The organism is Blochmannia endosymbiont of Camponotus sp. C-003, assembly GCF_023585685.1.
Taxonomy (GTDB): Bacteria; Pseudomonadota; Gammaproteobacteria; order Enterobacterales; family Enterobacteriaceae; genus Blochmanniella.
The window spans coordinates 108249-121664 of the sequence record NZ_CP097764.1; the positions used below are offsets into that span (position 1 = coordinate 108249).

Genomic DNA, 13416 nt, shown 5'->3' on the forward strand with positions numbered 1-13416 from the left:
GTATTTCATAATTTATCATGATCTAACAATATAAATATGTTTTTTATGTTCATTTTTTTATAGGTATTGAAATCAAATAAATTTATTAATGTGACGTTTTGCAACCGAATCATCATTGTACAGTTATGTTAGTATGTAAATAAAAATTTACATTATATATGATATTACAATTGTGCTAAATAATTTAAATCAAGAGCATAGCAATTTTTTGGATCATTCCATGCAAATTGAAGGATATTAGAGTTATTTATGTTTACATTATCGTTGTTAAAATTATCTAATGAAATATAATGATTTAATAATTTGATAATGATACTATGAATAACTTTATTAGTTTGTTGCATTAAAACATCTATCCAATTTACTTTATCTTCGTACCAATTAAGTTGATATTCTTGTAAGTGAGCTAGTTCCACCGCTTTATTTATTGCGTCATCTATATCTCCTATATAGTCAATTAATCCATTTTTTATTGCATCATAACCCAGCCATACGTGGCCTTGAGCAATTTTATGAATATCTTCTGTGGTCTTCCGGCGAGATTCAGCTACAGTGCTAATAAAATAGTGATAGCTGGTATTTACATAAAGTTGCATCATGTTTATATATTCAGTAGGGAGTGGGGTAGTGATTGAAATATTTGCTATAGGAGATGTATTTGCTCCATCACTATGAATGCCGATGGCGTCGAGAGATTTTTCAAATGTATTAATAATACCAAATATACCTATAGAACCTGTAATAGTACTGTTACTTGCAATAATAACATTGGCCGGAGTCGATATCCAATACCCTCCAGATGCTGCTACGCCACCCATAGAAACTATTACTGGTTTACCAGAATCCCTAGTAGTTGTCAGTTCTAATCTAATTAATTCAGAAGCGTTTACACTGCCTCCCGGGCTATTGACACGCAATACTATTGCTTTTATTTTAGGATCAAACCGAGCGCTGCGAATTTTATGGGCTATAGTATCGCCACCAATTGAACCTGGTATGTTAGGTCCATCCACAATCGGACCGTTAACACATATTATTGCTATTTGGTTGTCTTGTTTTGTAGGAGCTATAAGATTGTAATCATACATGCTGATTGCATTAAACGAAGTGCCTTGTTTATTAGATCCAAATATTTTTTTCATTGTATTTTCTATAACAAAATGAGATGCGATTTCATCGATCCATTTATTTTTGAGCGCATAAGCCGCAGTATCCCCTTGCATTTGATGTAATTCATTTAGTATATTGTCAATTCCTGGAAAAATTGACTGTGTTGTTACGTTACGATTAGTAGATATTGTTTTTAAATATTGATCCCATAAACGATTTACCAATGTTGTTTCTTCATGTCGTACATGATTTGACATTTGATCTTGAATAAATGGTTTAACGGCAGATTTATATGTACCTACTCTAAAAATATGAGTGTTAATTTTTAAATTATCTAATAGAGATTTATAATATAACTTGCTGGTAGAAATTCCTCGTAAATCTACAAATCCATGTGGTGTAAGATAAATTTTATTGGCATAACTAGCGAGAAAATACTGTGATTGATTATAATAATCAGAAATTGCATAAATTAGTTTACCGGATTCTTTGAATTCATGTAATGCTTTACCAATATATTCTAATGATGCTTGATTGCTTCCGGAAAAGTTTTTTAATGACAATATTAATCAAGTTACATATGGATCATTTTTGGCTTGACGTAATATGCCGATAATATCAAATAGTGAGTTTTCTTTAGAATTTGATTTATTTGTATTGAATAAATGTTGACTGAATTTTTGAAATTTATTGTATGTTACTGGCTTATCTACGATAGTACCAGAAATATCTAGAATTAACGCAGAGTACTGTGATAATGATCCAGTAGAAAGATCACGTAAATTTAAATACATTCCCACGCTAATTATAATGAAAATTATAAAAAATAGATTTATTAGTATTGTTCGTATTAGATATAGTGTATTCATGCCATATCTAATTATTTTATAAGTAGTTTTCCATATATTCTGAATGAACGATTTTATTATTAAAAACATTATATAATAATCCACATGAATTTTATAGCTTCACAATTCAATCAAGTTAAGTATCACATAATATGTATAAATGAAATGAAAATTAATAATTTTTATGATTTTATTAATTTTTACATAATATAAAATTAAAAATTTTCAGTGACATTATGTCGTATCAGTAGTTAAAGGTTTATATAAAATGATTTCCGTGTGACGTAAAGTATATATTAAATATCCAAATCTACCCATACTGGAGCATGATCGGATGGTCGTTGCATTCCACGGATACTATAGCTTATATCACTATTTCTACAACGGACCGCTAGAGGACGTGTTGCTAATATCAAATCAATGCGTAAACCGTTATTTTTGAAAAATCCACGGGATCTATAGCTGAACCAAGAATAACGTTCATCATTTTGAGGATGCATGTTTCGATATATATCTATTAAACCCCAATCCATTAAGCGATTGATCCATGTTCTTTCTTCTGGTAAGAAAGAACATCGACCTGTCGTAAGCCAACGTTTTTTATTTTTTTCGCCAATGCCAACATCAAAATCTGTAGGACTAATATTCATATCACCCATAATCAGTAACAATGAATGATCTTGATAGGTACGTTCTATATAATTTTGAAAACTTTTATAAAAATTTTTTTTGTACGCAAATTTTTCTGGATGATTTTTATTTTCTCCTTGAGGAAAGTAACCGTTAATGATAGTTAATATACCTATTGATGTTTTAATATTAGCCATGATTATTCGTTTTTGGGATAAGTCATTATCATTAGTAAGCCCATGAATAACAGTTAAAGGAAGTTGACGTAGAAATAATGCAACACCGTAATGTTTTTTTTGACCATAATAATATACATGATAATCATATTTTAGTATTTCTTTTATAGGAAAAAAGTCATCATGTACTTTAGTTTCTTGTAATCCAATGACATCAGGTTGTAATTTCAGGATAATTGTATTTAATTGATGCATACGAGCACGTAATCCATTTATATTAAAAGAAACAAATTTCATATGATGAAGACCCGTATTTATTTCCAATTATAAAATATAGGTGTTGTTGGTTTAGTGTAAGAAAAGTTTCAAAAATAATTGATCATTATACTTCATAAGTATTGCATAGTATATGAAAATAAATGTTATTTGTTATAATTAATGATTAGTTCAGTGTATTTATCTGTCAAGGTAATAGTTGGTACTTCAAAATTTGAGGTTGTTGTGTATGATATTTTTATACACGGCATGAGGTAATAAGTTACAATACTTCTTGTTTTTTTTGAATAGCTGCTTTAAGTTTAGATATGGTTGGAAAGTATAAGAAGATTGTTGATTTATGAACATCAATGATTGTAGTTTTAGTTTTTTTATATTTGTATTATTGGGTATTTAATTGATTGAATTAATCATTGAAGACCACAATGATGATTGGTTTAGTTTATAAAAAGTATGTATCAATAATTTGAGGTGTTATTCTGATTTTATATGAAAAAATATTTATATACAATGAGCAATCATTGAAATGAAAATATCATGATGATTTAGAATTAATTTGTATCAATTTTTTATAAATTTGTTTAGAAATGGTTAAAAAATAATTTATATATGTATTTGAAATAGTATTGTAAACAAATGGGATTTATAGTGTTTTATATAATTTTGATATATTAAATGATATTATGTGTGATACGAATGATTTGTGTATATATAAATATATTTCTGAAGTCATATAGAATTATTTTGAAGGACCAAAAAAATTTATAGATTGCATAAATATATACAGGGTTATGGTTATAAATAGTTTCTAAATATGTTTTATGTCGATGCTATTAATGGTTTTAATGAGTGTTTTTGTATTCTTTTGTATAGTGGTAGGATATTTCGTAAAATTTATAATCATAAAAAATTTTAAGAATGTACTGAGTGGTATCATCGAAATTTTAGTGGCTATAATGATTTCAGTGTAAATTTTTATTAGTATACGTTATAATTATAATGATTGTTCCAAAGTACATAATCCTTTTAAAGGGGATATTTTAATACTTATAATATCAATTAATTTTTATTAAAAATTTACAGTATATATTATTTAGTACAATAAACTACAATATTATAAATAAATCGTAATTACATAATGATGCCCTGTCAGAGTTGTTGTTTTAATTATTTTAACAACTTTTAAGAAACAGTACAATGATGAGTATATGTGTTTATTGGTAAGTGTTTGTGGGTATTGCGTCGTTTTGATTAAAAATAAAATTTTAAATAAATTATGTATTATGTTTGTATCCAATTATTTTTACATTGAGTGCATGTGGAAATGATAATTAACATTCATATAAGCAATGGTGTTTAGTGATCATGATATTGTGCTAACTAAAATTTTTAAATTTTATAATTGATGTTAATAATAATTATTTTTTAAGATTTATATTTTAAAGGAATATAAGTATAAACCAGTAGTATAGATTGTCAGTTATAATCTGATGTTATGGATATATGTATAAAATATACAGAAATATATTAAATATAATTTATTTATATACATGAGGAATATGTAATAATTTAATACACTAATAATTTAGTTAGGCAATATTATATTTAAATCAGAGATGAATATTATTAAATTAATGGAAATTAATTTGATTATATTAAATGATGTAGTTAATGGGTATCTGGTATTTAAATAATAAAATAATATAAATATATGTACATGTATTTATTAGTTTGATATAAATATATGTATATTTTATAAAAGTAAAATATAATGATATTGCGGATATTATAATATTAATTTGAATAATAGCTAACAGCGATAATATATAATAAATTATATATGACGATTGCAAACAAAGAGTTTTGGTGATGTTTTCAAACTCTTTGTTTGATATGAAGTAGATAGGTGTTAATCATTTATTATTAATTACAGTAAAAAATCTTCTAATTTTTTCTTTTTTTCATCAATGGCTTTTTTGATAATTGAGGGAGTACGTCCTTGTCCGGTCCAAGTTTTAATTTCGCCATGTTTGTTAGTGTATTGATACTTTGCCGGGCGAGCTGCACGTTTATTTTTATGAAACGATTTAGTATTAGAACTCATTTGTTGTAATAGTTCATTAGGGTCTATTCCGTCAGCTATGAGCATATCACGATATTGTTGTAATTTTCGAGAATGTTCTTCTATTTCAGCTTGAACTTGACTATTTTCTTCTCGGCGTTCATTAACAACTACTTCTAATTTTTCTAATATTTCCTCCAAGGTATCAAGGGTGCATGCTCTAGCTTGCGCTCGTAAAGTGCGTATATTATTAAGAATTTTTAGTGCGTCGTTCATCGCATTGATCTCAAAATGTAATAAATAACAAGTCTATTATAAGGATAGAGTGCTAATTTATTTTCTGCAAGGCCTCGGGTATTTAATTTATAAATAAACTTATTATATTTTGTGTTAATCGATAATTATATATATAGTGTCAATAAATATTGAGTAAGTGTAATTTATTGTTTTATTAAAGATATTGAATTAATTTTAGTTTAATTATTTATGTATTATTTAATGTTTAAGTATTATCGGTTTAAAATTGAAATTGTTTATTTATTTATATTTTTAATATAAATAATATCCTTTTTATTAATTTTAAATTATATGCATAGATACATAGACTGTGTTAAGTATAGATTGTTGTATTTAACTGAAGTATCATTTTGAGCATAAAATTTAAATAATATTAAAAATATATATAGTATTGTAAAATTGTTGATCTTATATAAAATAAAAAGATTTATTTTATCAAAATTAATTTAGAATATAAAAATAAATATTTTGTCAATTTATAGATTCAGTAATTTTTAAGTTTAAAATGATAATGAAATATAAATTATATTTATGTTATTGGTATTCAAATATTGTGATTTGAATAGGGTATTAATTGTATGGCACAATTGTATTTTTATTATTCCGCAATGAATGCCGGGAAAACTACCGCATTATTACAGTCTTCTTATAATTATCAAGAACGAGGAATGCACACTGTATTATATACTGCTGAAATGAGTTCTCGAGAGAATGGACATAAACAAATCAAATCTCGTATTGGATTGCATGCTTCCGCTAGAGCGTTTAATATTAAAACTAATTTTTTTGATCAAATAGTAACTACACATCAAAGGGATATAATACATTGTGTGTTAGTGGATGAGTGTCATTTTCTCAATCGTAATCAAGTGATTGATTTAAGTAAAATAGTTGATGTGTTGAATATTCCAGTGTTATGTTATGGATTACGTACTGATTTTAGAGCCGATTTATTTTCAGGAAGTTTATGGTTATTGGCATGGGCAGATAAATTAATTGAATTAAAAACTATTTGTTATTGTGGACGAAAAGCTAATAGAGTTCTCAGGATTGATAATAATGGTTTAGTAATGCGAGATGGAAATCAAATACTGATTGGGGGTAATAACCATTATGTTTCAGTATGCCGTAAACATTTTGTAGAACAACTAGATTCACCGTTATCTGTAACAAAATGTGTACCAAAATAAATAACAGCTTTTTGATATTATACACGATTTTATTTGTTTTTGAATAACATATATTTTATGTATATAGCATGCTTGGTATTAAAGTTATAAATGATATAAATATTATTGCACTTTGGATAATTAATATTAATAGTACGGATTAATTTATATTTCAAATAATCACACTTGATGAAGTCACTGTAATCACGATAAAGTATTTTGAAATTTAATCATGAACTGTTAAATCAGAAGTTAAATTGATTAAATATAGAATATATTTTTGTTTTTAAACGTATATAAGGATTTTATTTTTTATGTAAATCAAATTGATATTTGAGTATATATTTGATTGTGATAAAGGGATTTATGGATATTTTAATTGAAATTAGAGTATTCTATGTAATGAGAATGGTATGGTTTTCTTGTATTTATTTGGGGTGATTTGTTGAAACTAAAAATGAAAAAATTCTTTATAATAAGGAAGAAATAAAATAAACGCTCAACAATGCGTTCCCAGTAAGGACGTTTAGCCCATTTTTGAGGATCGATTATTTTGGAATGTGCAATATAGGTTTCCTGTGTTTTTTCTAACTCGTTACTAAAATCTTTACTATCAATAACTAAAGTTATTTCAAAGTTTAACCATAAACTGCGTGTATCTAGGTTAACGGTTCCTATGAGACTTAATTGTTGATCGACTAATACACTTTTTACGTGTAGTAATCCATTTTGGAACTGATGTATTAAAACCCCGGCTTTCAATAATTCACTAAAAAATGCTCTACTAGCCCAGTTTACTAATACAGAATCGTTATTTTGAGGAATAATGATATGTACTTCTACTCCCCGTTGTGCTGCTGTACAAATGGCATGTAATAAATCGTCGCTAGGTACTAAGTATGGAGTGGTAATGATAAGTTTTTTACGCGCTTCATATAATGATATTAACAATACTTGATGAATTATTCCTTCTGGACATCCTGGGCCAGAGGGAATAATTTGAATAGTGTGTCCTGTTGGTATTAGTTTATGCGCTGTTACTATGTGAGCGTTAAATAATAATGGGAATAATACATGTTGTCCTGTTTCAATTTCCCAATCAGAAGAAAATATTATGCTCATGGCAGAAGCTGCAGGACCATCTATACGTACCATAATGTCGACCCATTGTCCAATCCCTATATTTTTTTTAAACAACTGTGGGTCTACCATATTCATACTGCCAGTATAAGCAATATGGTCATCAATTAATATCATTTTTCGGTGTTGTCGCAAATCCATACGGCGTAGAAATATACGTAACAAATTGATATGTAGCGCTTCTACAATATTAACCCCAGCTTGGCGCATTATATTAGGATATGAGCTACTGAAAAAATTAGTACATCCAGCTGAATCTAATATAATTCGACATCGAATACCTCTTTTAGCTGCTATAATTAATTTTTTTATAACATGATCTACTAACCCCCCAGATTCCCAAATATAAAATATCATATCAATGCTGTGTTGAGCTAATTCAATATCTTTAATTAAAGATACGATAGTATCGTCAGTTTTTTTAAATAATTGTATTTGATTACCTCTTAGAGCGCCTATTCCTTGACGATGTTCGCAAAGCTTAAATAATGAAGAAGCAATTAAGCTGTGTTCAGTGGAAAATATATGTTTGTAGGTTTTTAGTATTTGTATGCGACGCATAGTAGATGACCATGCTATTTTACTTCTAGTAGAGCGTGGTTTACCAAGGTTAGATTCTCCAAATAATAGATATGTAATGATACCTATTAAAGGTAAAATATAAATTACTAATAGCCATGCCATAGACGATGGTACTGCTCGGCGTTTTATTAAAACTCGAAATGTAACTAGTACGATTAATAACCAATAACTGCACAAGAAAATACAATTAAATATAGCATGAATCGCAATCATGATTTACATAAAATCCTTTGAGATGTTTATGGGATACTTTAAACAAAGATTATAGATTATTATTGAATATTTATTTTATGACAAAATTTTATAATCGCATAAAAGATGTAGATATGTAATGATCAAGTATTGATTAGTAAAATATATTCATTGATATTCATCATTATTTAATAATATAAATTTTATTATTATTATTATAATGTTTTATATTATAAATAGTATACGATAATTGAGGTCATTTCTTATGTTTATTAGGAAATAAATAATTTATACATTTTATTATATAATTAGTAATTATTGTTTCATGCATACATATATATATTGATTATTAATATCTAAATAATAAAAGAAATCATCAAAAACATGATGTATGTGTATATTTAAATTGTGTAATATTACCCAATTAGAATTGATGCATTAATATTTTATAATGTAATTCACGTATTTGCTATTTGGTTGAAGAGAATGTTTTTAAATTGTTTGATTGATGCTGTAATTACGTATTTTTAATGTTTTTTGAAATATGTATGAGAAAGTATAAGAATGATTATGTGAATGAATTATGTTAGTTATTTTGAATGAAATTTAAATTGAATGTTTGTGTGTACTAATATTTTCAATATATGCAATATAAATAAAGAAAACATATATGATACACATAAATGTGTTTCGTATCGCATAAAACTTCTTATATGTCATATATCTTGATATGTTGTATATTTCTGTTACGCACTTAAAGTGTTAAGAAGATTGATTTGAATAATAATAATAATTTTTAATATAAAAATGTAAAATGCACATCATAATGAAACATGATGTTTTTTAAACAAATAAAAAATTTGATTATTGATCTGTATCAACAGATTTGGTGTAAACTGTATATATCGCTTTATTTTTGTTGTTTTTTGTCATGTGTAATGCACGTATTGGTAATATATGTATTATTAAATCGTTATTGTCATTTTGTTAATACTTCAACTTACACCCAAAGATCTCAAATAATTACATTGTCATTACTGCAATCTAATCAGCTTTTTCATGAATCGTTAGAAAAAAATCATGTGTCGAAAAAATTTGAACCATATCGTAACCAGCAAAATCCAAGAGCTATGATGTATTCAAAAAATAAAATTGTAGATAGTTCTCAACATAAATCAAATACTAATTCAAATTTTCATTTGATTAAAAAAAACAATGTTAATATTGAGGATTCTACACTAATGCATTCTTTGAATTTGTCTCAAAAAAATTATGATCGGACGTATATATCTTCTTGCATAATTAATCGTGTGTATCCTGAATATCCCAATAGAGCGAGAATATTAAATATAGCAGGAAAAATTACTGTACAATACGATGTGAATACTAAAGGTAGAGTTGAGAATATACATATATTATCAGCTGTACCGCCTGGTATTTTTGAAGAAAGTATTAGATCAGCTATGCGTCGTTGGGTATATGAGCGTGATAGGCCAGAAAAAAAATTAATTATTACTTTTAAATTTTGTTTAAATGCTGTAAAAATATTTGGGAATTAGTATGATATATGGTTATGTTATGTAAGTAATGTGTTTGATTAATCGAATAGTTGTTATTTTACGTTATAATATACATAGGTGTTGATGTCGTATTCATTATTTTCAGTGTACATAAAATGTTTTTAAAAATTAATAACTTCATATTGTTTTGATAATCATGTGTAAGCGGTATTAATGAATTAAAATAATTGTAGCTAATATTTTTGTTCGTGCTATTTGTTACAATTTTAACAATGAAGATTCAAGAATGGAAATAATGAATTAGTATTAGTATGAATGTAGTTTTTATTAAGCAATTATAATAAATATTGGTGGCGTGATTAAATGGATGTTACAGTAGCTGATTTTTATGCTTAGTCGGACAGTTCCATAATAGATATATTATGAGTGATGATAATAACCAGAGTTATAACTGATTATAATAGATAGCGGTGTAGTCAGAATCGTGTTATTATTAAGTTCAACCGTATGCACAATGTAGTGTAAGAAATGAATAGTAATAATTTTGGAAATTCTGGTATTGTTGAATTAATGATATTTATTGTATTATAAGATTGATTGTTTTATTGGTGGTGGATAAAACATACAACGTAGTTAATATACTTCCTAATAAAAAGTTACCACTTATCAGCTTAGAAATACTTTTAGAGACAGATAATTTTAATAAAATATACCGTTGATTTGATGATATTTCCTGGATTATAGCTTATAAGTTCATATCAATACAGTGATAGTAAATATGAGATCTTCTTTTTGGTAAGAAAGAATAATTTAGGCTAGTTTAAATAATGAATGTCATAACTAATATTAATATTGTAATGTTAATATATAATAATTGAGAATACACACAGAATATATTTTAAGATCATTTGATTATCATAATTTTTATAAAAATATTTTTGAAAATGAAAACCATATTTCCTTAAAATCGAATGTATGCAATTTAATCAAATTATTTAATTTTAAACAGAACATAATATGATTCTACAAATAGTTAATGGTTCATCATATTATTCGGGAATACTTGTAATTGGTAATTTTCTGATAAATGATATCGTTAATTTATAACAATCTGAATGTTTCTGCATCAATGTGGTGAAATTGTATCTAGGTGTCTGTTTATAAGTTTAATGTGTTTTAATGGGAAATTAAACACGTTATAATAACATTTTACACATATGTTAATGTGATATCAAGTTTAAAATAATCTATTTTAGAAGTTTTATAAGGATTTACATGTTAATTTGAGGATTGTAATATATAATTATTTAGTTGTTTTTTCAAAATAATAATGGAAGTAATACATTTATTTATTAATTTAAATTTATATTGAAATGCATGGATTTTTTCATAAGACGTACTAATCTTTCTATTTTATTAAACGCTAGTACTATATCAGATATATTTTCTTCGATAATTTTTGCAATTTTAGAACCGGTGATGATCCCAGAAGTTCCTAACAATAACGATTCTTGAGCTTGAAGTGGTGTGTGTATTCCAAAACCTTGTAGTATAGGTAAATTTTTTTTTTGTTTTTGGATACACTGAATCATATTATATAATATAGCGTTATTGATTTTTGTTGTATTAATATCTATTCCAGTTACTCCGGGGCGAGATAATAAATAGATATATCCATGTCCGAAAGTAGTAATATTATGAATTAATTCTTCGGTAGCATTAGGTGGACAAATGAAGATATGGGCTATTTTGTGTTGCACAGCAGAACTATAAAACGGTAGGCTTTCTTCTACAGGAAGATCAGGAATTAATATGGAATCTATATCTATATTTGCACAATATGAATAGAATTTATCTATTCCATTTTTAAAAATTAAATTTGCATAGATTAGTATACCGATGGGTAAATTTGGATATTTATTACGAATATTGTATAGCATCGTCATACAACGTTCCAAATTCATCCCTGATTTAAAAGCACGTTCCATGCTCTTTTGTATCATAGGGCCATCTGATATAGGATCAGAAAATGGTATTCCTAATTCTAATGCATCGGAGCCTGATGAAACTAATATATCTATGATGTGTGTAAAAGAAATAGGATCGGGATATCCTATAGTAATAAAAGGAACAAATGCTCCTGATTTTTTTTGATTTAGGTGTGTAAATAATTTTTGATAACGATTCATTCTGATGTATCTCTTTCTTTTTGTAATTGCAATGCATCATAAACTGTAGAAATGTCTTTATCTCCACGTCCTGACAAGTTGACTATTAAAATTTGTGATTTATTTGGTTGTTTTTGAATTATTTTTAATGCGTGAGCTAAAGCATGCGCAGATTCTAGAGCCGGTATAATTCCTTCATGAATAGATAGTTTCTTAAAAGCTGTTATGGCTTCTATATCATTAACAGATACGTACTTTACTCGACCAATATTTTTGAGGTAAACATGTTCTGGTCCAACAGATGGGAAATCAAGACCAGCGGAAACAGAATAAGAGTTTTTTATTTGTCCTTCTGCAGATTGTAAGATTGAAGTTTTCATACCAAAATAAATTCCTGTACTTCCATGTTGTAGAGCAGCCCCATGATATTTAGTATCTACACCTAATCCTCCAGCTTCTACTCCCAATAACTGCACTGATGGTATGTCAATAAAATCGGAAAATATACCAATAGCATTAGATCCTCCTCCTACGCAAGCAATAATTGCATCTGGTAAGCATTGTTCATATTTTTGTATTTGTTTGTATGTTTCTTTGCCGATGATACGTTGAAATTCTCTAACGATTGTAGGAAAAGGATGGGGGCCAGCAGCTGTACCAAGCATATAATGAGTGTATTCATAAGTTTTCGACCATTCACGCATAGCCTCGTTACAAGCATCTTTTAAGGTTTCAGAACCATGATATACTGGAATAACTTGAGTACCCATTAACTGCATGCGTAAAACATTGAGTTTTTGACGTTTTATATCTTTGGATCCCATATAAATACGACATTTTAACCCTAACAGAGATGCTGCAATGGAAACAGCCACTCCATGTTGTCCAGCACCAGTTTCAGAGATTATTTCTGTTTTAGACATACGTTTTGCTAGTAAAGCTTGTCCTAATACTTGGTTGGTTTTGTGAGATCCTCCATGTAATAAGTCTTCTCGCTTTAAATATAGTTTCGTTCGAGTTCCTTTTGTTAAATTTCTGCATAATGTTAGAGGAGTGGGTCGCCCGGCGTAGTGATTTAGAAGATATTTAAGTTCTTTTTGGAAAAGAGCATCATCTTGAGCTGATATAAACGCTTCTTCTAATTGATTTAGGGCTGGCATTAGAATTTGAGGTACATACATACCTCCAAATTCTCCAAAATAGGATTTTAGTTTTATCATATTGATTATTTTATTTTTAATTATTC

General features: G+C 27.2%; 9 protein-coding genes and 1 pseudogene. 2 read left to right on the forward strand and 8 right to left on the reverse strand.

Annotated features, from left to right (window positions below; all coding sequences use genetic code 11):
• Window positions 1-164: 164 nt before the first annotated feature.
• From sppA to hns, 4 genes are all read right to left on the reverse strand, one after another.
• Complete coding sequence (sppA, locus tag M9397_RS00440) at window positions 165-1673, reverse strand: signal peptide peptidase SppA (RefSeq protein WP_250259753.1); 1509 nt, start codon at window positions 1671-1673, stop codon at window positions 165-167.
• A 6-nt stretch (window positions 1674-1679) separates the two neighbouring features.
• Complete coding sequence (locus tag M9397_RS00445; RefSeq protein WP_250259755.1) at window positions 1680-1904, reverse strand: hypothetical protein; 225 nt, start codon at window positions 1902-1904, stop codon at window positions 1680-1682.
• Window positions 1905-2254: 350 nt separating this feature from the next.
• A complete protein-coding gene (gene xthA, locus M9397_RS00450) occupies window positions 2255-3061 on the reverse strand; it encodes an exodeoxyribonuclease III (protein ID WP_250227017.1) in 807 nt (268 codons plus the stop codon).
• Window positions 3062-4967: 1906 nt separating this feature from the next.
• Window positions 4968-5378, reverse strand: a complete 411-nt coding sequence (gene hns, locus M9397_RS00455) for a histone-like nucleoid-structuring protein H-NS (RefSeq protein WP_250227018.1) — start codon at window positions 5376-5378, stop codon at window positions 4968-4970.
• 599 nt (window positions 5379-5977) lie between these two features.
• Between hns and M9397_RS00460 the strand changes: the two genes are divergently transcribed.
• Window positions 5978-6589: a thymidine kinase gene (locus M9397_RS00460; RefSeq protein WP_250227019.1), complete on the forward strand. Its 612-nt coding sequence runs from the start codon at window positions 5978-5980 to the stop codon at window positions 6587-6589.
• Between the two features lie 459 nt (window positions 6590-7048).
• Here M9397_RS00460 and cls read toward each other — a convergent pair.
• A pseudogene (gene cls, locus M9397_RS00465) lies at window positions 7049-8503 on the reverse strand (cardiolipin synthase); the annotation flags it as partial.
• Between the two features lie 917 nt (window positions 8504-9420).
• On the opposite strand from cls, the gene M9397_RS00470 reads away from it, so the two are divergent.
• A complete protein-coding gene (locus M9397_RS00470; protein WP_250227021.1) occupies window positions 9421-10041 on the forward strand; it encodes a TonB family protein in 621 nt (206 codons plus the stop codon).
• 538 nt (window positions 10042-10579) lie between these two features.
• Here M9397_RS00470 and M9397_RS00475 read toward each other — a convergent pair.
• The 3 genes from M9397_RS00475 to trpB form a co-directional block, all read right to left on the reverse strand.
• On the reverse strand, window positions 10580-10744 hold the full coding sequence (locus M9397_RS00475; protein ID WP_320411835.1) for a YciC family protein: 165 nt from the start codon (window positions 10742-10744) through the stop codon (window positions 10580-10582).
• Window positions 10745-11354: 610 nt separating this feature from the next.
• Window positions 11355-12191 carry a tryptophan synthase subunit alpha gene (gene trpA, locus M9397_RS00480; RefSeq protein WP_250227022.1) on the reverse strand — a complete coding sequence of 279 codons (837 nt, stop codon included), beginning with the start codon at window positions 12189-12191 and terminating at the stop codon, window positions 11355-11357.
• Entirely contained in the window at window positions 12188-13390 is a 1203-nt protein-coding gene (trpB, locus tag M9397_RS00485; RefSeq protein ID WP_250227023.1) for a tryptophan synthase subunit beta, read from the reverse strand. Before trpB ends, trpA begins: the two co-directional genes overlap by 4 nt.
• Between the last annotated feature and the right edge of the window lie 26 nt (window positions 13391-13416).